Genomic DNA, 20,467 nt, shown 5'->3' with positions numbered 1-20,467 from the left:
CACCGCCGATGCCCGAGATCCGCCTCCACCGCCAGTTGTCCGAGATCCCCGCAGCGGCCTGGGACGCCCTGCACGACGGCACCCATCCGTTCATCGCGCATGCGTTCCTGCACGGCCTGGAAGCCACCGGCTGCCTGCGGCCCGACTGGGGCTGGACACCCTGCCATCTGGGGCTTTGGGAAGGCGACCGCCTGATCGCGGCGGCGCCCGGCTACCTGAAGGACAACACCCACGGCGAGTTCGTGTTCGACCACGCCTGGGCCCAGGCCTACGCCCGCCACGGCCTGGACTATTACCCCAAATGGCTGTGCGCGGTGCCCTACTCGCCGGTGACCGGCCCGCGCCTGCTGGCGCGCGACGCCGCAGCGCGCACGGCCCTGCTGGAGGCGATGCAGGCGCTGGTGGTGCAGGCCGGCCTGTCTTCGGCCCACGTCAATTTCCATGCCGCCACCGACGACGCAGCGTTCGGCGACGCCTGGCTGCTGCGCGAGGACACCCAGTTCCACTGGACCAACCCCCGGGGATGGCAGGACTTCGATGGGTTCCTCGCAGCGTTCGACCACAAGCACCGCAAGAACATCCGCCAGGAGCGGCGCAAGGTCGCCGACGCGGGCATCACGTCCCGCATCGTCCACGGCAATGAGGCCAGCGACGACGACCTGGCGGCGATGCACGGGTTCTACCTGCGCACCTTCGCCGACTATGGCAACGCGCCCGCGCTGACGCTGGATTTCCTGCACCACCTCGCCCGCACGATGCCGCGCCAGCTCGTCCTGGTGCTGGCGGAGCGCGCGGGTGCGACGATCGCTGGCGCCCTGTGCCTGCGCGGCGGCGACACCCTGTACGGACGCTACTGGGGGGCGACGGAACTGCACCCGGGCCTGCATTTCGAGACCTGCTACTACCAAGGCATCGCGTACTGCCTGCGCGAGGGGCTGGCCCGCTTCGAGCCCGGCGCGCAGGGCCAGCACAAGCTGGCCCGCGGCTTTCTGCCCACGCCGGTGCGCAGCCGCCACTGGATCGCCGACGCCCGCTTCGCCGACGCCCTGCGCGGCTGGTGCCGCGAAGAGCGCGCGCACGTCCGCGCCCGTCGGCAGGCGCTGTGGGCGCACGCGCCCTTCCGCCCGGAGCCCGCGGCATGAGCGTGCCGATCCCCGAATTGGCGGCCGATCCGGAAGCCCCCTTCCCGATGCCAGAAAGCGCACTGGCGGAACCGGATGGCCTGCTGGCCTGGGGCGGCGACCTCTCGCCCGTCCGCTTTCTCAATGCTTACCGCAGCGGCATCTTCCCGTGGTTCACCGAGGGCGACCCGATCCTGTGGTGGAGCCCGTCGCAGCGCGCGGTGTTCCGCACCGACGGCGTGCACCTGCCCAGCCGCCTGCGGCGACGGCTGCGCAACAGCGGCTGGACCGTGCGCGCCGACACCGCCTTTGCCGACGTGGTGGCCGGCTGCGCTGCGCCCCGCGCCGGGCAGCCCGGCACATGGATCACCGCCGGCATGCAGGCCGCTTACCTTGCCCTGCACCGGCAGGGGCATGCCCACAGCATCGAGGTGTTCGACGGCGATGGCCGGCTGGTGGGCGGGCTGTTCGGGCTGGCATTCGGCCGGATGTTCTGCGGGGACAGCATGTATTCCGCCGAGTCCGGCGCGTCCTCGCTGGCGCTGGCGATGCTGGCGCGACGGCTGCAGGGCTGGGATTGGCCGCTGATCGATGCCCAGGTCCCCAACGCCCACACCCGACGGCTGGGCGTGCAGGCCTGGCCGCGCGCCGCCTATCTGGCCGCGCTTACCGAACTGCGCGACGCCCCCGGCATGCCCGGAACGTGGCGGGACGCCTTCGGGGAATGGCCGGCCTACTCGCTGGCCGAAGCCGTTGCGGATTAACGGGATTTTTGCAAGACCCGGCTTGACGTGGCACAATGTCGGACTTTAGAGCCTGTTTCCCGGCTCTCCGCCCCACCAGACAGGACACGCCCCGGCAGACACATGGCGAAAGACGACGTCATCGAATTCGAAGGCACGATCTCCGAAACCCTCCCGAACACCATGTTCCGGGTGAAGCTGGAGAACGGCCACGAGATCATCGCCCACATCTCCGGCCGCATGCGCAAGAACTACATCCGCATCCTGACCGGCGACCGGGTCAAGGTCGAAATGACCCCGTACGACCTCACCAAGGGCCGCATCACCTACCGCCACCGCTGAGCCGACGCCCCACCGCGCCACTCGCGCCAGGCCCGCCCAACGCCCCGCAAGGGGCGTTTTGCGTTTTCAATGCCCATCGAAAACGGCGCAGCAATCGGCCCCTTCCTGTTGCGAAACCGCGCGCCATCCCGTATCAAGGATGGCGGCATCAGGCCGTTCAGCAAGCTAGAACCGGCGTTCCACGCCTCCCAGAGGATTCCCTGTGCCGCATCCCCGGCCACGCGCTTCGCTGACCTATCGGCTTTCGCTCAGCATCTGGGGCATGTTCCTGGCGCTGCTGTTGCTGCTGTCGGTGCTTGGCTATCTGGCGATGCGCACGGCGATGGACCGGATGGTGCCGGCCATCGCCCAGCAGATGGTCGAACTGCGCGCCAGAGCCAGCGAAACCCTGTTCCTGCAGGCCGAACAAAGCGTGACACGCCTGCAGCGCGAGCTGCTGCAGCGTCTGGACAGCGCCGACCGTGAGGCGACCCTGGCCCGGTTCGACCTGCTGTTCGCCCGCAGCGCCGACGGCCTGTGGCGCCTGCGCCCCCAATGGGTGGACCCCGAGCATGCCCCAACCCTGTACCTGCACCAACCACCGGCCGGCTTGAGCGACTCGACGCGGCTGCGCGCGGTGGTGGCCTATGACCTGCTGCGGGAACAGGGGCCAGCCCTGGTGCCGCCGTTTTTTTCCGTCTACATGGATTTCATCGAAGACGGCTTGATGGTGTATGCCCGCGGCATCGACTGGGGCAGCGGGGCCGACGCCACCGCCACCAACACCGGCTATCCGACGATGCAGGGCTCCGAGCCCCACAGAAACCCGGGCCGCAAACGCTTCTGGACACCCGTGTACTTCGACCGCCAGGCGGCCACCTGGATGGTCTCGGTGATCCAACCGCTGGACTGGCAGGGCCAGTGGGTCGGCACGCTGGGACACGATGTATCCATCCAGACCCTGATCGACCGCACCGCTGCAACCGGCAGGGACGATGGCACCCTGCTGGTCATGAGTGCCGATGGCGAGCTGATCGCGCATCCGCAGCTGCGCCAGCGCATTGCCGCCGCCAACGGGCAACTCCGGGTCGCCAGCCTGGGGGACCCCTTGCTGGCGGAAGTGCACCGGTTGATTGTCCGCAGCGGCCAAGACAGTGGCGCCGGCCTTGCGTCCAGCGGCGGCCAGTGGGTGGCCTGGTCGAAAATCCATGGCCCGGGCTGGTACCAGGTCTACCTGCTGCCGCAGTCGCGACTGAACCACCTGCTGGCCTGGGGCCTGGGGGCGCTGCTCGTCGTCGGCATCGCCGGCCTGCTTCCCGCCACCTGGCTGCTGCGCAGGCAGGTGCGGCGGCTGATCGATACCCCCCTCAAGCGGCTCACCCAGGCCGTGGACGAACTCAGCCAAGGACGCGAGCCGGGCCGGATCGACCTGCCGGGTAACGACGAACTGGGCCGGCTGGCGGGCGCCTTTGACGACATGGTCGAAGAACTGGCCCAGCAGCGCGCCCTGCAGCTGGCCCATGCGCAGGCACTGCAGACCGAAGTGGAGGAGCGTCGCCTGTTCATGACCCGGCTGGAGCAGGAACGCGCGCGCCTGCTGGCGCTGCTGGGCGCCATGGACGTGGGCACCGTATTCGTGGGCCTGGAGAATCAGGTGATCTACTGCAATGCCGCCTTCCGCGCCATCTGGGCGCTGCCGGCCGGCACCGCCGTGGTGGGCCGCACGGTACAGGAAGGGGTGGCCGCAGTGCAGCCCCTGATCGCCAACGCCGACACAGTGCTGGCCCATCTGCGCGATGCCAACGCCGCACCCGACCATCCGCGCCATTTCGAGATCGAACTGCGCGACGGCCGCATCCTGCTCCACAACTCCTACCCCGTGCGCGATGCCCATGGCCAGCTCATCGGCCGGCTGTGGGTGCAGGAAGATGTCACCCGCCAGCGCCAGACTGCCGCCCAACTGGTGGAACTGGCGCAACACGACCCGCTCACCGGGCTGTACAACAGGCGCCGTTTCGAAGACCAGCTGGCGGACTTCTTCCACGCCGCCGAACGCGTCGCGGACCAGGCCGCACTGCTGTTCTTCGACCTCGACGAATTCAAGTACATCAACGATACCGCGGGCCACCGCGCTGGCGATGCGGTGCTCAACCGGGTAGCGGCCGAGCTGCGCACGCTGATCCGCGAGGACGACACCCTGTTCCGCCTTGGCGGCGATGAATTCGCGGTGCTGATGCCGCATGCCAGCCAGAGCGATGCCGAACACCTTGCCGAACGGATCGTGCGGCGGATCTCGCAGACACCGCTGCCACTGGAAGGACAGACCGTGCGCCTGACCACCAGCCTTGGCATCGCCCACTTCCCCACCCATGCGGACAACCCAGGCGACCTGGTTGCCCATGCGGACGCCGCCATGTACCAGGCCAAGCGCAGCGGCAAGAACCGCTGGATGGTCTACCGGCCGGACCGCGACACCTCCTACGAGATGGCATCGCGCCTGACGTGGAACGATCGCATCGAACGGGCGCTGGAGCATGACCTCTTGCGCCTGCACTTCCAGGGCGTGTACCGCACCCAAAACGGCCAGCTGGCCCACCTGGAGGCGCTGATCCGCATGGAAGACGAAGCCAACCCGGGCCAGCTCATCATGCCCGCGCAGTTCATCAACCACGCGGAGAAGAGCGGCAAGATCCTGGAGGTGGACCGCTGGGTGGTGCGCGAGAGCGTGCGTCTGCTGGCCCTCCACCCGCACCTGCCCGCCATCGCCATCAATATCTCCGGGCGCTCCTTCGACGACCCGGACCTGCCCGCCTACATCGAGGCGCAGCTGCGGGAACAACACGTCTTGCCCCAGCGCCTTCTGGTGGAACTCACGGAGACAGCGACCGTGTCCGACATGGGCGACGCCGCACGCTTCATCGCCGCCCTGCGCCGCACCGGCTGCCCGATCTGCCTGGACGACTTCGGCACCGGTTTCGCCTCATTCGCCTACCTCAAACACCTGCAGGCGGATGTGCTGAAAATCGACGGCATGTTCATCCGCGACCTGCCGCTGGAGCGCGACAACCAGGTCTTCGTCCGCGCCATCATCGAAGTGGCGCACGGCATGGGCAAACAGGCCGTCGCGGAGTTCGTGGAGGACGGCAAGACCCTGCTGATGCTGCGCGAGATGGGCGTGGACATGGTCCAGGGCTACCACCTCGACCGGCCAAAGGCCGACCACCCCGCCCTGCGCGCAGGCGGCGTGGGCCAGCGGCACTGAGCCACCGACCGGCGGCGCAAAAAGAGAAGCACCCTGCAAAGCAGGGTGCTTCGGGTATGCAGCCGGATGGCCTGGAGTCAGACGAACGCGGCCTGGCACCACGCCATCAGCGGGTTCCAGAACATGCCGAACACCAGCAGGCCCAGGGCATTGACGCCGAACACGACGCGCAGCAGGCGGTCGTCGCGCGGGACCACGGCCTCGCCCACCGGCTCGTCGAAGTACATGACCTTGATGACCCGCAGGTAATAGAACGCGCCGATCACCGCGAACACAACGCCGACGATGGCCAGCCACAGCATGCCGCCGTTGATGGCCGCACGCAGCACCGCCAGCTTGGCCCAGAAGCCCAGGAACGGCGGGATGCCAGCCAGCGACGCCATCACGCAGAGCACCATGCCGGCGCTCCACGGATCGCGGGCATTCAGGCCCTTGAAGTCCTCGATCCTGTCCGCCTCGAACCCGCGACGCGCCAGCAGCACGATCGCACCGAACGCGGCGGTGGCCATCACGGCGTAGCTGATGGCGTAGAACATCGCGGCCGAGTAGCCCTCGGCGCCACCGCCGGCCAAACCCAGGAACAGGAAGCCGACGTGGGAGATGGTCGAATACGCCAGCATGCGCTTCAGGTTGGCCTGCATCAGGGCGATGATGTTGCCCACCACCAGCGACAGCGCCGCCAGCACGGCCAGCATCGGCTGCCACTGCGCGGCCAGCGGCGAGGCGCCGAAGCCCAACAGGCGCACCACCATGGCGAAGGCCGCCAGCTTGGGCGCCGAACCGATGAACAGGGTGATCGGGGTCGGCGCGCCCTGGTAGACATCCGGCAGCCACATATGGAACGGCGCGGCGCCGAACTTGAACGAGATGCCCGCCACCATGAACACCACGCCGGTGAGCAGCAGCATCGGCTGCGCCACGCCCGGGGCGGCATCGCGGATCGTGGCCAGATCCAGGCTGCCGGTAGCGCCATAGACCAGCGACATGCCGTACAGCAGCAGGCCGGAGGCCAGCGCGCCCAGCACGAAGTACTTCATCGCCGCTTCGGAGGCCAGCTTGCTGTCGCGGTCGATCGCCACCAGCGCATAGGAGCTCAGCGCCAGCAGTTCCAGACCGAGGTAGACCATGATCAGGCTGCCGGCCGAGGTCAGCAGCATCATGCCCAGTACCGCGAACAGCACCAGTACCGACACCTCGCCCTTGTACAGCCCGCGCTCACGCAGGTAAGGCCAGATGAACAGCAGGGCGACCGCCGAGATGCCGCAGGTCACGACCTTCAGCACGTCGGCCATGGTGTCGCGCACGAACATGCCGTTCAGCACGGCGGTGCCGTCGCCCGCGCCGATGCCGGCGGCGACCAGCCAACCCACCACCAGCAGCGTGGCGACGGAGAGCACGTGGGTCACCACGCGCTGGCTGTCCTTCAGGAACAGATCCAGCATGAGCAGCGCGAACGCGGCGCCGACCAGCACCAGTTCGGGGATCAGCGGCAGCAGTTCGGTGGCTGCCGGCATGGCGAGGGTGGCCTGCATCATCGTCATGTCCTTAAAGCTTGGTCGCGGCGAGCTGGCCCGCCAGTTGCGCGATGGAGGGCTCCATCAGGTCTGTCAGGGGCTTGGGATTGATGCCCAGCGCCAGGGTGAAGGCGGCGAACACGCCCAGCACGATCCACTCGCGCGCATTGATGTCCTTCAGCTCGGCCACGTGCGCGTTACCCACGTCGCCCCAGATGATCCGCTTGGTCAGCCACAGCGAATATGCCGCGCCGATGATCAGGGTCAATGCGGCAACGAAGGCGATCAGCGGATTTTGCTGGAACGCGGCCAGGATGACCACGAACTCGCCGACGAAGCCGCTGGTGCCCGGCAGGCCGGAATTGGCCATCGCGAACAGCACCCAGAACAGCGCGAACCAGGGCATCACCTTCGCCACGCCGCCGTAGTCCTTGATCATGCGGGTGTGCATGCGGTCGTACAGCACGCCGACGCAGGAGAACATCGCGCCGGAGATGAAGCCGTGCGAGATCATCTGCACCATCGCACCCTGCAGGCCCAGGCGCGCGGCATCGCCCAGCGCCTGGTCACGAACCAGCGAGAACGCGATGAAGGTGCCCAGCACCACGAAGCCCATGTGCGCCACGGACGAATAGGCGATCAGCTTCTTCATGTCCTCCTGCACCAGCGCCACCAGACCCACGTAGACGATGGCAGCCAGACTCAAGGCGATCATCAGCCAGGCGAACTCGTGGCCGGCGTCCGGCACGATGGGCAGGGTGAAGCGCAGGAAGCCGTAGCCACCGATCTTCAACATGATCGCCGCCAGCACCACGGAGCCACCAGTGGGCGCCTCGACGTGCGCGTCCGGCAACCAGGTGTGCACCGGGAACATCGGCACCTTGATCGCGAACGCGGCGAAGAAGGCGAAGAACAGCCAGGTCTGCTCCTGCATGGTCAGCGGCAGCGCGGCCATGTCGGCGATCTGCCAGCTGCCGCCCTTCAGGTACAGGTAGACCAGCCCGACCAGCATGAACACCGAGCCGAGGAAGGTGTACAGGAAGAACTTCAGCGAGGCGTAGATGCGACGCGGACCGCCCCACACGCCGATCACGATGAACATCGGGATCAGCATGGCTTCGAAGAACACGTAGAACAGCATCGCATCGAGCGCGCAGAACACGCCCACCATCGCGCCCTCGAGGAACATCAGGCAGGCGAAGTACTGGGCGACCCGCTTCTCCACCGAGCCCCACGCACCCACCAGCACCAGCACGCCAACCAGCGTGGTCAGGCCAATCAGCGGGACGGACAGGCCGTCGGCGCCGAGGTGGTACTGGATATCGTAGGCCGGGATCCAGGCGCGTTGCTCGACGAACTGCATCGCCGCGCTGCCGGCGTCGAAGCCGGTGAACAGCGGGATGCTGAGCGCGAACGACAGCAATGCGAAGCCGAGCGCCGTCCAGCGCGCCAGCTGCGGCCGCGCGTTGCCGGCCATCAGGGTGAACACGCCGCCCAGGATCGGCAGCCAGATCAGAAGACTAAGCAGGGGCCAGTGGGTCACGCTTGCGGTATCCATCTCGTCGGTTGCCGGCTTACTGCCAGTAGTACCGGGCCATCGCGAGCAGCGCGACCAGGCCCAGGATCATTGCGAACGCATAGTGGTAGAGGTAGCCGGTCTGCACGCGGCGGACCAAGGCCGCCGTGGTGCCAACCAGGCGCGCGGCGCCGTTCACGATGCCGTCCACCACCTTGCTGTCGAAGACGCTGGACAGCTTGCCCAGCTTGACGCCGCCGCCGGCGAAGCCGCCGATCCAGAGGTCGTCCATGTAGTACTTGCGCTCCAGCAGGCGGATCGGCGCGGCCAGCGTGCGGGTGATGCCCGTGCGCAGCTCCGGCTTCACCAGGTACAGCAGCGTGGCCAGGCCGAAGCCCGCCAGCGCCAGCCAGAACGCCGGCGCCATGAAGCCGTGCAGCGCGAACGCCACCGGACCATGGAACTCCTCGGCCAGCGCCGCGATCACGTCGTTCTGCTCCAGCACGCGGATCGCACCGGCGAAGTACGGCAGCTGCCTGGTGTGGCCCAGCACGTCGGTGCCGAACAGCATCGGGCCGACGGTGAAGAAGCCGACCAGCAGCGACGGGATCGCCAGCAGCACCAGCGGCAGGGTCACCACCCACGGCGACTCGTGCGGCGCGTGCGCACCGTGGTGATCGCCATGGTGGCCGTGGTCGTCGTGGTGCGCGTCGTGGCCGTGGCCATCGGCATGCGCATCACGGAAGCGCTCGGGCCCGAAGAAGGTCAGGTACAGCAGGCGGAAGCTGTAGAAGCTGGTCACGAAAGCGCCCAGCAGCACCGCCCAGTTGGCGTACTGCGCCACCCAGCCACCCGCCTCGTGCGCGTGGTGCGCGGCAGCCTCGATGATGGTGTCCTTCGAATAGAAGCCGCTGAAGAACGGCGTACCGACCAGCGCCAGCGTGCCGATCCACATGGTCAGGTGGGTCACCGGCATGTACTTGCGCAAGCCGCCCATCTTCCGCATGTCCTGCTCGTGGTGCATGCCGATGATGACCGAGCCGGCACCGAGGAACAGCAGCGCCTTGAAGAAGGCGTGGGTCATCAGGTGGTACACGGCCGCCGAGTAGGCGGACACGCCCAGCGCCACGGTCATGTAGCCGAGCTGCGACAGGGTGGAATAGGCGACCACGCGCTTGATGTCGTTCTGCACCATGCCGATCAGGCCGGTCCAGAACGCGGTGGTCGCGCCGATGAACAGGATGAAATTGAGCGCCGTCTGCGACAGATCGAACAGCGGCGACATGCGCGCCACCATGAAGATGCCCGCGGTCACCATGGTCGCGGCATGGATCAGCGCCGAAATCGGGGTTGGGCCTTCCATCGAGTCCGGCAGCCACACGTGCAACGGCACCTGCGCGGACTTGCCCATGGCACCGATGAACAGGCAGATGCAGATCACGGTGGCAATCGACCAGACATGCCCAGGCAGGATCTCGACCGTCGCACCTCGGATCTGATCGACATTGGCAAACGCGTGCGCGTAATCGAGTGTCCCCAGCCACAGCAGCACACCAGCGATGCCGAGCAGGAAACCGAAGTCACCCACACGGTTGACCAGAAACGCCTTGAGATTGGCAAACACCGCGGTCGGCCGCTTGTACCAGAAGCCGATCAGCAGATACGACACCAGGCCCACCGCTTCCCAGCCGAAGAACAGCTGCATGAAGTTGTTGCTCATCACCAGCATCAGCATGCTGAAGGTGAACAGCGAGATGTAGCTGAAGAAGCGCTGGTAGCCGTCGTCGTCGGCCATGTAGCCGATGGTGTAGACGTGCACCAGCAGCGACACGAAGGTCACCACCACCATCATCATCGCGGTCAGCTTGTCGACCAGGAAGCCGACGTTGACCGAGATGTCGCCCACCTGCATCCAGGTGTAGAGGTTCTCGTTGAACACGGCGGCGCCGTGCATCAGCTGCCACAGGACGTGCACCGACAGCGCGCAGCTGGCCGCCACGCCGAGGATGGTGACGGTATGCGCGCCGGCGCGACCGATCTGGCGGCCGAACAGACCGGCCAGGATGCTGCCGACCAGCGGCAGCAGCACCACCAGCACCAGCTGGGTCTTGGAAAGCAGGATTGCCGAATCCATCAGGTCAGCCCTTCAAACTGTCGATGTCCGCCACATCGATGCTGCGGCGGTTGCGGAACAGGGTCACCAGGATCGCCAGGCCGATCGCGGCCTCGGCGGCCGCCACGGTCAGGATGAAAAACACGAACACCTGGCCTGCCGCATCACCCAGCGCGCGCGAGAACGCGACGAAGTTGATGTTCACCGAGAGCAGCATCAGCTCCAGCGACACCAGCAGCATGATCACGTTCTTGCGGTTGAGGAACAGGCCGGCAACGCTGATGCAGAACAGCACCGCGCCCAGCGCGAGGTAGTGGCCCAGGCTCAGGCCGGTCATGAAATGACTCATCACGCGCCCTCCTCCTTCGCCGGCGCCGGGGTCGGCGTCTCCGCAGCCATCCGCACCAGGCGCACGCGGTCGGCGGCGCGCACGCGCACCTGCTCGGACGGGTTCTGGTGGCGCGCACCCTCGCGACGGCGCAGGGTCAGCATCACCGCTGCAATTACCGCGACGGTCAGGATCACGGCCGCCACTTCGAAAGGCAGCACGAAGTCGGTGAACAGCGCCCGCGCCAGCCAAGTGGTATTGGGCACGTCGGCGGAGACGGCGGCGTTGTCCGCCAGCGGCGTCGCGGTGGCGCTGCGCACGCCGATCAGGGCCAGCATCTCGACCAGCATCGCCACCGCGACCAACAGGCCCACCGGCAGGTAGCGCACGTAGCCCTGGCGCAGTGGGGCCTTGTCCATGTCCAGCATCATCACCACGAACAGGAACAGCACCATCACCGCGCCGACGTAGACCAGCACCAGCGCGATGCCGAGGAACTCGATGCCGCCCACGATCCAGGTGCAGGCCACCGAGAAGAAGGTCAGCACCAGCCACAGCACGGCATGCACCGGGTTGCGCGCGGTGATCACGGCCAGCGCGGCGATCGCGGCGACTGCCGCGAAGCCGAGGAAGGCAAGGGTTTGGAAGTCGAAGTCCATGCTCGGTCTTGCCTCAACGGTACGGGGCGTCGGCCGCGCGGCGCTCGGCAATCTCCGCCTCCAGGCGGTCGCCGATGGCCAGCAGCTTTGGCTTGGTCAGGATGTTCTGGCCGCGCTGGTCGAAGTGGTACTCGTGCACATGCGTCTCCACGATGGAATCGGTGGGACAGGACTCCTCGCAGAAGCCACAGAAGATGCACTTGAACAGGTCGATTTCGTAGCGGGTCGTGCGGCGGCTGCCGTCGTCCGCGCGCGGGCCGGCCTCGATGGTGATCGCCAGCGCCGGGCACACCGCCTCGCACAGCTTGCAGGCGATGCACCGCTCTTCGCCATTCGCATAGCGGCGCAGCGCATGCACGCCACGGAAGCGCGGCGACTGCGGGGTCTTTTCCATCGGGTACATCAGCGTGTACTTCGGACGGAACAGGTACTTCAGGGTCAGCCACAGCCCGCCCAGCAGTTCCAGCAGCAGCAGGCTCTTGAAGTAGGACACCACCTTGCTCATGCCGCAGCCCCCATCGCATTGCCGCCGATCACGCCGAAATACACCAGCATCGCGGTCACGAAGATCCAGGCGATGGTGATCGGGATAAAGACCTTCCAGCCCAGCCGCATGATCTGGTCATAGCGGTAGCGCGGGAACGCGGCGCGGAACCAGATGAAGCAGGTGGCGAAGAAGAACACCTTGGCCAGCAGCCACCACCAGCCGTCCACCGACAGCAGCGGGATGCCCCAACCGTGGAACGGGCTCAGCCAGCCGCCAAGGAAGAAGATGGAGGTCAGGAAGCTGACCAGCAGCATGTTGGCGTATTCGGCCAGGAAGAACAGCGCGAACTGCGAGCCGGAGTACTCCACCATGTGGCCGGCGACGATTTCCGACTCGCCCTCCACCACGTCGAACGGTGCGCGGTTGGTCTCGGCCACGCCGGAGATGAAATACACCACGAACAGCGGCAGCAGCGGCAGCCAGAACCAGCCGAGGAAGCCGTTGCCGGCCTGCGCCATCACGATCTCGGACAGGTTCAGGCTGCCGGCGGCAATCAGCACGCCGACCAGCGAAAAGCCCATCGCGATTTCGTAGCTGATCATCTGCGCCGAGGCGCGCATGGCACCCAGGAAGGCGTACTTCGAGTTCGAGGCCCAGCCGGCGATGATCACGCCATAGATGCCCAGCGAGGTCATCGCCAGCAGGTACAGCAGGCCGGCGTTGGCGTTGGAGAGCACCACCTGCGCGTCGAACGGCACCACCGCCCAGGCCGCGAACGCCGGCACCAGCGCCAGCAGCGGGGCCAGCCGGTACAGCAGCGGATGCGCCACGCTGGGCTGCACCACTTCCTTGAACAGCAGCTTGAAGACGTCGGCGAAGGCCTGCAGCACGCCCCAACCCACGTACATGGGCCCGTGGCGGACGTGCATCCAGCCGATCAGCTTGCGCTCCCACACCACGTAGAAGGCCACCGCCAGGATCACCGGCACGGCGATGGCCAGGATCTTGACGAGGATCCACGCCAGCATGCCGATGGTGCCGAAGGACAGCAGCGCTTCGCGCAGCGGATCGACAGCCAGTTGCATCAGGGGATTGGTCGCGATGTTCATGCGCGTGCGACCTCCAGGGTGGCAGCGGCGACCAGCGGCGCGGTGGCGCCGTGGCCGGACTCCACCCACACGCTGCCCTGCGCCACGCGGGCATCCACGCGGACGGGCAGCGTGGCGGTGCCGGCGGCGGTGGCACACTTGGCCATCGCGCCCTCCGTCAGGCCAAGCCGGGCGGCGTCGGCCGGATGCAGCGCCGCGAACGGCCCCACGTTCAAGGGATGCGCCTGCAGCGCATCGCAGCGGCGGATCATGCCGTCCACGCGATAGATCGCGGCGGAGGCTGCAACTTCCAGACCGGTGCCGGAGGCCGTCACCGCGGCCCCCTTGGCCACCGCGACCGCCTTCGGCGCCAGCCCGGCGCGCAGGCCGGCCAGATCGGTAAAGGTGAAGCCCGGCAGCGCCAGCGCGCCAGCCAGTGCACGCAGCACGCGCCAACCCGGACGGGCCTGGCCGGGCAGCTTGGCTGCGGCGACGGCCTCCTGGTCGAAGCCATCCAGGTTGGTCAGGGTGGCGTCGACTTCCGGCAGCGCGCCGATCGGCAGGATCACGTCGGCAACCGCACGGGTGGACTGGCAGGCGAACTGGCTGAACGCCACCACCTGCGCACCGCCCAAGGCCTTCAGCGCGGCCTGCTGGTCGGCGAAGTCGAGGCCCGGTTCGATGCCATACAGCACGTAGGCCTTGCGCGGTTCGCGCAGCATGGCCTGGGCGTCGCGTCCGGCCGGCAGCACGCCGTGGCGCGACAGGCCCAGCGCGTTGGCGCCCTGCGGGATGCGGCACAGCCTGGCGTTCTTCGACGCGGCGAAGTCGGCAGCGGCTTTGCGGATGGCGGCGGCATACGGGCCGTTTTCGGCCACGCCGCCCACGATCACCGCGACGTTAGCGGCATCCCCCAACTCCACACCGGCCAGCGCCGCCGCAAGCTGCGACGGCGGCACGATGTGCTTGCCGGCGATAGCGAAGGTGAAGTCGAAGTCCACCGGATTGACCACGTGGACTTTCGCACCGCGCTTGGTCGCCTTGCGCACGCGCTGGTGCAGCAGCGGCACTTCATGGCGGATGTTGGAGCCGACGATGACGATGGCATCGGCCTGCTCGATTTCGGCGACCGGCATGCCGAACGCCTCGGCATGGGCGCCGTCGGACAGGTCGAGTTGGCCGATGCGGTGGTCAATGTTGCCGCTGCCAAGCCCCTCGGCCAGGCGGGCCAGCTGCACGCCCTCCTCGTTCGAGGTAGCCGGATGCACCAGTACGCCCAGTGCGTCGCCCGCGTTGTCCTTGAGGATCTGCGCGGCCTTCGCCAAGGCCTCATTCCAAGACGCCTCGCGGAAGCCTTCGCCGTCGCGGACCAGCGGCACGGTGGCGCGGTCGGAGGCGGACAGGCCCTGGTGCGCATAGCGGTCGCGGTCCGACAGCCAGCATTCGTTCACTGCCTCGTTGTCGCGCGGCACGCTGCGCATCAGTTCGCCGCGGCGGACGTGGTGGAACAGGTTGCTGCCCAGCGCGTCGTGGTAGCCCAGCGACGGCTTGGCAGTGAGCTCCCACGGGCGCGCCTTGAACCGGAACACCTTGTTGGTCAGCGCGCCCACCGGGCAGACGTCGATGACGTTGCCGGACAATTCGGTGGTCAGCGGCTTGCCGTCATAGGTGCCGATCTGCAGGTTCTCGCCGCGGTACATGCCACCCAGCTCGTAGGTGCCGGCGATCTCGGCGGTCACGCGGACGCAGCGGGTGCACTGGATGCAGCGCGTCATCTCGGTGGCCACCAGCGGCCCCAGATCTTCGTCCGGCACCACCCGCTTGCGCTCGACAAACCGGCTGACCGAGCGACCGTAACCCAGCGACTGGTCCTGCAGCTCGCACTCGCCGCCCTGGTCGCAGATCGGGCAATCCAGCGGGTGGTTGATCAGCAGGAACTCCATCACATTGCGCTGCGCCTTGAGCGCCTTTTCATTCCGGGTGAAGACCTTCATGCCGTCCATCACCGGCGTGGCGCAGGCAGGCGACGGCTTGGGGGCAGCGCGGCCGCCCACTTCGGTATCCACCAGGCACATGCGGCAGTTGGCGGCGATCGGCAGCTTCTCGTGATAGCAGAAGCGCGGAATCGGGATGCCGGCCTTGTCGGCCGCCTGGATGATCATGGAGCCCTTCGGCGCGGCCATTTCGACGCCGTCGATGAAGACGGTGACGTGGTCGGGCGGCAGGTTGGGATTGACGGGCTGTGCGCTCACGCGACCACCTTCTCGGACGTGGCCAGCGTGCCGGCGCGCTCGTCGTCGACATAGAAGCGCTTGTGCACGATGACGTATTCGAATTCATGCCAGAAATGGCGCAGGAAGCCCTGCACCGGCCACGCCGCGGCCTCGCCGAAGGCGCAGATGGTGTGGCCTTCAATCTGTCCCGCTGCGGCGCGCAGCATGTGCAGATCGTCCATGGTCGCCTCCAGCCTGGCGATGCGGTCCAGCATGCGGTACATCCAGCCGGTGCCTTCGCGGCACGGCGTGCACTGGCCGCAGCTTTCGGCCTTGTAGAACTGGGCGATGCGGCGGCAAGCGCGCACCATGCAGGTGGTGTCGTCCATCACGATGACCGCACCGGAGCCGAGGCCGGAGCCGGCCTTCTGGATCGCGTCGTAGTCCATCGTCAGACCCATCATCACCTCGCCCGGCAGTACCGGCATGGAGGAGCCGCCCGGGATCACCGCCTTGATGCGGCGCCCCTCGCGCATGCCGCCACAGAGTTCCAGCAGCTCGGCGAACGGGGTGCCGAGGCGGATCTCGTGGTTGCCCGGCCTGGCCACATGACCGGAGACCGAGAAGATCTTGCAGCCGCCGTTGTTGGGCTTGCCCAGCGCCATGAACCACTCGGCACCGTTGCGCACGATGGCCGGCACCGAGGCGTAGGTCTCGGTGTTGTTGATCGTGGTCGGCTTGCCGTACAGGCCGAAGTTGGCCGGGAACGGCGGCTTGTAGCGCGGCTGGCCCTTCTTGCCTTCCAGCGATTCCATCAGGGCGGTTTCCTCGCCACAGATGTAGGCGCCCGCGCCGAGCACATTGTAGATATCGATATCAATGCCGGAGCCCAGGATGTCCTTGCCCAGCCAGCCGTGCTGGTAGGCCTCGGCCAAGGCTTCCTCGATGTGCTCGAACGGCTCGTGGTGGAACTCGCCGCGCATGTAGTTGTAGGCCACCTTGGTGTTGGTGGCGTAGCAGGCGATGGCCAGCCCTTCGATCACCGCGTGCGGGTTGTAGCGCAGGATGTCGCGGTCCTTGCAGGTGCCCGGCTCGGACTCGTCCGAGTTGCACAGGATGTACTTCTCGCCGTCGTGCTTCGGCATGAAGCTCCACTTCAGGCCGGTCGGGAAGCCCGCGCCGCCGCGGCCACGCAGGCCCGACGCCTTGACCATCTCGATCACGTCAGCCGGCGGGATTTTCTCGGTCAGCAGCTTGCGCAGCGCCTGGTAGCCACCGGTCTTCAGGTAGTTCTCGTACGACCACGGCTTGTCGAAGTGCAGCGTCGTGTAGACCGCCTGGTGCTCCTTCGGCGCCGGGCCCACCGGGCCGTAGCCCTCTGAAATGTGTCCGTGTCCGCCCATTACTTCAGCCCGTCCAGCAACTCGTCGACCTTCGCGGCGTCGAGCTTTTCGTGGTAATGCCCGTTGATGACGACCACCGGGGCGCCGCAGCAGGCAGCCACGCACTCCTCCTCGCGCTTGAGGTAGATGCGGCCGTCAGCGGTCGATTCGCCCAGCTTGCAACCCAGCTTCTTCTCGGCATGGGCGACGAGGTCTTCGGCGCCGTTGAGCCAGCAGCTGATGTTGGTACAGAAAGCCACGTTGTTGCGGCCCACCGGCCTGGTCTCGAACATCGAGTAGAAGGTGGCTACCTCGTAGGCCCACACCGGGGGAATATCCAGATAGCGGGCCACCGCGGCGATCAGCTCGTCGGTCAGCCAACCGCCGTTCTGCTCCTGTGCGGCGAACAGCCCCTGCAGCACGGCGGAACGCTTGCGGTCCGGCGGGAACTTGGTCAGCCAGTGGTCGATATGGGCGCGGGTAGCATCCGACAGCATCTGCATCGGATCCACGTTGCGGCACGCCTCGAAATTGCCGGTTGCTTTCATCGGTCGATCTCACCAAAGACGATGTCGTAGGTACCGATCATCGCCACCACGTCGGACAGCATGTGCCCTTTCGTGATCTCGTCCATCGAGGACAGGTGGGCGAAGCCCGGCGCCCGCAGGTGCACGCGGAACGGCTTGTTGGCACCATCGCTGACCAGGTAGCAGCCGAACTCGCCCTTCGGAGCTTCCACCGCGGCGTAAGTCTCACCGGCCGGCACGCAATAGCCTTCGGTGAACAGCTTGAAGTGGTGGATCAGCGCTTCCATGCTCTGCTTCATGTCGGCGCGCGACGGCGGTGCAACTTTGTAGTTGTCCAGCATCACCGGGCCCGGGTTGGCCTTCAGCCATTTCACGCACTGGGCGATGATGCGGTTGGACTGGCGCATCTCCGCCATGCGCACCAGGTAGCGGTCGTAGCAATCGCCGTTGACGCCCACCGGGATGTCGAAATCAACCTCCGCGTACTTGGCGTAGGGCTGCTTCTTGCGCAGGTCCCACTCGATGCCCGAGCCGCGCAGCATCGGGCCGCTCATGCCCCAGGCCTTGGCCTGCTCGGGCGTGACCACGCCGATGCCGACGGTGCGCTGTTTCCAGATGCGGTTGTCGGTGAGCAACGTCTCGTACTCGTCCATCCGCTTCGGGAAGTCCTGGGTGAAGTGCTCCAGGTAGTCCAGCAGCGAGCCTTCGCGCCATTCGTTGAAGCGCTTGAGCTTGTTGCCCTTGCGCCAGGGGGATTCCTTGTACTTCGGCATCCGGTCCGGCAGGTCGCGGTAGACGCCGCCCGGGCGGTAGTAGGCCGCGTGCATGCGCGCGCCGCTGACCGCCTCGTAGCAGTCCATCAGCTCCTCGCGCTCGCGGAAGGCGTACAGGAAGATGGCCATTGCGCCAAGGTCGAGCCCGTTCGAACCCACCCACATCAGGTGGTTCAGGATGCGGGTGATCTCGTCGAACATGGTGCGGATCCACTGCGCCCGCTCGGGCGCCTCGATCCCCATCAGCGTCTCGATGGCGCGCACGTAAGCGTGCTCGTTGCACATCATCGACACGTAGTCCAACCGGTCCATGTAGCCGATCGACTGGTTGAACGGCTTGGATTCAGCCAGTTTCTCGGTACCGCGGTGCAGCAGGCCCACGTGCGGGTCCGCGCGGCGCACCACCTCGCCGTCCATTTCCAGGATCAGGCGCAGTACGCCGTGCGCAGCGGGATGCTGCGGGCCGAAGTTCAGGGTGTAGTTGCGGATTTCCTGCATGGCTTCCGCGGGGTTGCTGGCGAAGGCCTCGTGGCTGGGATTGGCGTGGACGCTCATCGACGCGCCTCCCGCTCCAGCAGGCGGCTGCCGCGCTCGGCCTCGGCAGTCGCAAAGCGGGCGTCGTTGCGAATCACGCGGGCCACGCCCACGCGCGGCTCGACGCTGGTGACGGGCTCATACACCACGCGCTGCTTCTCCTCGTCGTAGCGCACTTCGACATTGCCGATCAGCGGGAAATCCTTGCGGAACGGATGGCCCACGAAGCCGTAGTCGGTCAGGATGCGACGCAGGTCCGGGTGGCCTTCGAAGATGATGCCGAACAGGTCGAACGCCTCGCGCTCGAACCAGTTGGCGCCCGGCCACACCGAGGTGACCGACGCCACCACCGGCAGGGCGTCGTCCGGCGCGAAGCAGCGCACCCGCAGGCGCTGGTTGCGACCCAGCGACAGCAGGTGCAGCACCACGCCGAAGCGGCGGGTGGCACGCTCGTCGGGCACCGGGGAAACCGGCTCGCGCCCCTGATGGCTGGGCCACTCGCCCCAGCCGAAGCGGCCCGGGCCCTGCCCTTCCACGCCACGGCTGAAACCCTCGGAGGACACGCTGTCGGTATCCCACTCGTCGCTGCCGTAGCCGAGGTAGTCGACGCCGCACAAGTCAACGAAGGTATCGAAGCCGAACGCATCGCGCAGTTCGATGCAGGTGGCCTGCCAGTCGGCGGCCGACACCTCCAGGGTGACTTCGCCGCGCGGCTGGGCCACCTGCACGGCTGCTTCGCCAAAGCGGGCCACCAACGCATTGACCAGGGTGGCACTCATGCGCGCGCCCCTTCCGGACGGGGCGTCCGCGAGAACGGGTTCTGTTCCATGCGGCGAATCTTCTTCTGCAGCTGCAGGATGCCGTAGACCAGCGCCTCGGCGGTCGGCGGGCAGCCCGGGACATAGACGTCCACCGGCACCACGCGGTCGCAGCCGCGGACCACGGAATAGGAATAGTGGTAATAACCGCCGCCGTTGGCGCAGCTGCCCATCGAGATGACCCACTTCGGGTCGGGCATCTGGTCGTAGACCTTGCGCAGCGCCGGCGCCATCTTGTTGACCAGCGTACCGGCCACGATCATCACGTCGGACTGGCGTGGCGACGGCCGGAACACCACGCCGTAACGGTCGAGGTCGAGGCGCGCGGCGCCGGCGTGCATCATCTCCACCGCGCAGCAGGCCAGGCCGAAGGTCATCGGCCACATCGAACCGGTGCGCGCCCAGTTCCACAGCGCATCCATGCTGGTGGTGACGAAGCCGTTCTGGAGCAGCGGGTTGTCGCCGTCCGGCCTCAGGATGTCATCCAGCCGCCCCTCAGGCAGGGGATTGCTGGCGGCTTCCAACACATTCTGGACGATGTTGCTCATTCCCACTCCAGCGCGCCGCGCTTCCACACGTACACGAAGCCGATGACGAGGAGCGCGAGGAACACGCCCATCTCGACCAGGCCGAACACCCCCAGCTCGCGGAACACCACGGCCCAGGGGAAAACGAAGGCGATTTCCAGGTCGAACACGATGAACAGGATCGCGACCAGGTAGTAGCGCACATCGAACGGCATGCGCGCGTTCTCGAAGGCGCCGAAGCCGCACTCGTAGGGCGACAGCTTCTCGTCCGAGGGGCGCTTGGGCCCCAGCACGTTGCCAACGATGATCAGGGCGATGCCGATCCCGGTGGCGACGATCAAAAACAGCAGGGTGGGCAGATATTCGGCCAGCACGCTTGCCTCTTCTTCGTTGTTCGTGGGCTTGCCGGCCACGATGGCCGCTCGCAAGTAGCCGCGCATTGTAACCGCCGCAGCGCGACGGGGGCCATACCTTGCGGGGTGAAACTGCTTGCGCAGTCCCCATCCGGCGGCCTTGCGCGCGGATTTCCGAGAATGGCTCG

At 67.0% G+C, this 20,467-nt stretch carries 18 protein-coding genes; 4 read left to right on the top strand and 14 right to left on the bottom strand.

The features are described 5' to 3' along the window. The first annotated feature begins 8 nt into the window (after positions 1 to 8). The 4 genes from ACK4SG_RS05645 (at position 9) to ACK4SG_RS05630 (ending at position 5,447) form a co-directional block, all read left to right on the top strand. Complete coding sequence (locus tag ACK4SG_RS05645) at positions 9 to 1,142, top strand: GNAT family N-acetyltransferase (RefSeq protein WP_409600541.1); 1,134 nt, start codon at positions 9 to 11, stop codon at positions 1,140 to 1,142. Next, a complete protein-coding gene (aat, locus tag ACK4SG_RS05640; protein ID WP_409600539.1) occupies positions 1,139 to 1,885 on the top strand; it encodes a leucyl/phenylalanyl-tRNA--protein transferase in 747 nt (248 codons plus the stop codon). Before ACK4SG_RS05645 ends, aat begins: the two co-directional genes overlap by 4 nt. Before the next feature lie 102 nt (positions 1,886 to 1,987). Next, positions 1,988 to 2,206, top strand: a complete 219-nt coding sequence (gene infA / locus ACK4SG_RS05635) for a translation initiation factor IF-1 (RefSeq protein ID WP_028839405.1) — start codon at positions 1,988 to 1,990, stop codon at positions 2,204 to 2,206. Between the two features lie 202 nt (positions 2,207 to 2,408). Further along, on the top strand, positions 2,409 to 5,447 hold the full coding sequence (locus ACK4SG_RS05630) for an EAL domain-containing protein (RefSeq protein WP_409600536.1): 3,039 nt from the start codon (positions 2,409 to 2,411) through the stop codon (positions 5,445 to 5,447). Between the two features lie 77 nt (positions 5,448 to 5,524). Here the strand turns inward: ACK4SG_RS05630 and nuoN are convergent, their stop codons facing one another. Genes nuoN through ACK4SG_RS05560 form a run of 14 tightly spaced genes read right to left on the bottom strand, consistent with a single transcriptional unit; the run spans position 5,525 to position 20,300 of the window. Beyond that, positions 5,525 to 6,982 (bottom strand): NADH-quinone oxidoreductase subunit NuoN, encoded by a 1,458-nt coding sequence (nuoN, locus tag ACK4SG_RS05625; RefSeq protein ID WP_409600735.1) that lies wholly within the window; start codon positions 6,980 to 6,982, stop codon positions 5,525 to 5,527. Positions 6,983 to 6,992: 10 nt separating this feature from the next. After that, a complete protein-coding gene (locus ACK4SG_RS05620; RefSeq protein ID WP_409600534.1) occupies positions 6,993 to 8,504 on the bottom strand; it encodes an NADH-quinone oxidoreductase subunit M in 1,512 nt (503 codons plus the stop codon). A gap of 31 nt (positions 8,505 to 8,535) precedes the next feature. Then, positions 8,536 to 10,611 carry an NADH-quinone oxidoreductase subunit L gene (gene nuoL / locus ACK4SG_RS05615; RefSeq protein ID WP_409600532.1) on the bottom strand — a complete coding sequence of 692 codons (2,076 nt, stop codon included), beginning with the start codon at positions 10,609 to 10,611 and terminating at the stop codon, positions 8,536 to 8,538. Between the two features lie 4 nt (positions 10,612 to 10,615). Next, entirely contained in the window at positions 10,616 to 10,927 is a 312-nt protein-coding gene (gene nuoK, locus ACK4SG_RS05610; protein WP_409600733.1) for an NADH-quinone oxidoreductase subunit NuoK, read from the bottom strand. An 11-nt stretch (positions 10,928 to 10,938) separates the two neighbouring features. Continuing rightward, positions 10,939 to 11,577 (bottom strand): NADH-quinone oxidoreductase subunit J, encoded by a 639-nt coding sequence (locus ACK4SG_RS05605; RefSeq protein WP_409600530.1) that lies wholly within the window; start codon positions 11,575 to 11,577, stop codon positions 10,939 to 10,941. A 13-nt stretch (positions 11,578 to 11,590) separates the two neighbouring features. Then, positions 11,591 to 12,082 (bottom strand): NADH-quinone oxidoreductase subunit NuoI, encoded by a 492-nt coding sequence (gene nuoI, locus ACK4SG_RS05600; RefSeq protein WP_409600528.1) that lies wholly within the window; start codon positions 12,080 to 12,082, stop codon positions 11,591 to 11,593. Then, a complete protein-coding gene (gene nuoH / locus ACK4SG_RS05595) occupies positions 12,079 to 13,173 on the bottom strand; it encodes an NADH-quinone oxidoreductase subunit NuoH (RefSeq protein WP_409600526.1) in 1,095 nt (364 codons plus the stop codon). Before nuoH ends, nuoI begins: the two co-directional genes overlap by 4 nt. Continuing rightward, positions 13,170 to 15,404: an NADH-quinone oxidoreductase subunit NuoG gene (gene nuoG / locus ACK4SG_RS05590; RefSeq protein ID WP_409600524.1), complete on the bottom strand. Its 2,235-nt coding sequence runs from the start codon at positions 15,402 to 15,404 to the stop codon at positions 13,170 to 13,172. The genes nuoH and nuoG overlap by 4 nt, the downstream gene beginning before the upstream one ends. Next, entirely contained in the window at positions 15,401 to 16,768 is a 1,368-nt protein-coding gene (gene nuoF / locus ACK4SG_RS05585; RefSeq protein ID WP_409600522.1) for an NADH-quinone oxidoreductase subunit NuoF, read from the bottom strand. The genes nuoG and nuoF overlap by 4 nt, the downstream gene beginning before the upstream one ends. Further along, the gene (gene nuoE, locus ACK4SG_RS05580; protein WP_409600520.1) at positions 16,768 to 17,295 is read right to left on the bottom strand and encodes an NADH-quinone oxidoreductase subunit NuoE; all 528 of its coding nucleotides are present in this window, start codon (positions 17,293 to 17,295) and stop codon (positions 16,768 to 16,770) included. Before nuoE ends, nuoF begins: the two co-directional genes overlap by 1 nt. Further along, positions 17,292 to 18,602 (bottom strand): NADH-quinone oxidoreductase subunit D, encoded by a 1,311-nt coding sequence (locus ACK4SG_RS05575; protein ID WP_409600518.1) that lies wholly within the window; start codon positions 18,600 to 18,602, stop codon positions 17,292 to 17,294. The genes nuoE and ACK4SG_RS05575 overlap by 4 nt, the downstream gene beginning before the upstream one ends. Continuing rightward, positions 18,599 to 19,360 carry an NADH-quinone oxidoreductase subunit C gene (locus tag ACK4SG_RS05570; protein WP_409600516.1) on the bottom strand — a complete coding sequence of 254 codons (762 nt, stop codon included), beginning with the start codon at positions 19,358 to 19,360 and terminating at the stop codon, positions 18,599 to 18,601. The genes ACK4SG_RS05575 and ACK4SG_RS05570 overlap by 4 nt, the downstream gene beginning before the upstream one ends. Next, positions 19,357 to 19,947 (bottom strand): NuoB/complex I 20 kDa subunit family protein, encoded by a 591-nt coding sequence (locus ACK4SG_RS05565; RefSeq protein ID WP_409600514.1) that lies wholly within the window; start codon positions 19,945 to 19,947, stop codon positions 19,357 to 19,359. Before ACK4SG_RS05565 ends, ACK4SG_RS05570 begins: the two co-directional genes overlap by 4 nt. After that, entirely contained in the window at positions 19,944 to 20,300 is a 357-nt protein-coding gene (locus ACK4SG_RS05560) for an NADH-quinone oxidoreductase subunit A (protein WP_374555954.1), read from the bottom strand. The genes ACK4SG_RS05565 and ACK4SG_RS05560 overlap by 4 nt, the downstream gene beginning before the upstream one ends. Positions 20,301 to 20,467: the final 167 nt, after the last annotated feature.

This window comes from Thermomonas sp. (genome assembly GCF_046293095.1).
Lineage (GTDB): Bacteria > Pseudomonadota > Gammaproteobacteria > Xanthomonadales > Xanthomonadaceae > Thermomonas.
The sequence above is the reverse complement of the archived record's forward strand: the minus strand, read 5'-3'. Positions and strand labels throughout refer to the sequence as shown.

Bases quoted from the DNA above. Each gene is read 5' to 3' on its own strand.
- nuoF (WP_409600522.1), bottom strand. From the start codon at position 16,768: ATGGGCGGACACGGACACATTTCAGAGGGCTACGGCCCGGTGGGCCCG.
- aat (WP_409600539.1), top strand. From the start codon at position 1,139: ATGAGCGTGCCGATCCCCGAATTGGCGGCCGATCCGGAAGCCCCCTTC.
- nuoH (WP_409600526.1), bottom strand. From the start codon at position 13,173: ATGAACATCGCGACCAATCCCCTGATGCAACTGGCTGTCGATCCGCTG.
- nuoN (WP_409600735.1), bottom strand. From the start codon at position 6,982: ATGATGCAGGCCACCCTCGCCATGCCGGCAGCCACCGAACTGCTGCCG.
- nuoI (WP_409600528.1), bottom strand. From the start codon at position 12,082: ATGAGCAAGGTGGTGTCCTACTTCAAGAGCCTGCTGCTGCTGGAACTG.
- nuoK (WP_409600733.1), bottom strand. From the start codon at position 10,927: ATGACCGGCCTGAGCCTGGGCCACTACCTCGCGCTGGGCGCGGTGCTG.
- infA (WP_028839405.1), top strand. From the start codon at position 1,988: ATGGCGAAAGACGACGTCATCGAATTCGAAGGCACGATCTCCGAAACC.
- nuoL (WP_409600532.1), bottom strand. From the start codon at position 10,611: ATGGATTCGGCAATCCTGCTTTCCAAGACCCAGCTGGTGCTGGTGGTG.
- nuoE (WP_409600520.1), bottom strand. From the start codon at position 17,295: ATGAAAGCAACCGGCAATTTCGAGGCGTGCCGCAACGTGGATCCGATG.
- ACK4SG_RS05565 (WP_409600514.1), bottom strand. From the start codon at position 19,947: ATGAGCAACATCGTCCAGAATGTGTTGGAAGCCGCCAGCAATCCCCTG.
- ACK4SG_RS05570 (WP_409600516.1), bottom strand. From the start codon at position 19,360: ATGAGTGCCACCCTGGTCAATGCGTTGGTGGCCCGCTTTGGCGAAGCA.
- ACK4SG_RS05605 (WP_409600530.1), bottom strand. From the start codon at position 11,577: ATGGACTTCGACTTCCAAACCCTTGCCTTCCTCGGCTTCGCGGCAGTC.
- ACK4SG_RS05645 (WP_409600541.1), top strand. From the start codon at position 9: ATGCCCGAGATCCGCCTCCACCGCCAGTTGTCCGAGATCCCCGCAGCG.
- ACK4SG_RS05575 (WP_409600518.1), bottom strand. From the start codon at position 18,602: ATGAGCGTCCACGCCAATCCCAGCCACGAGGCCTTCGCCAGCAACCCC.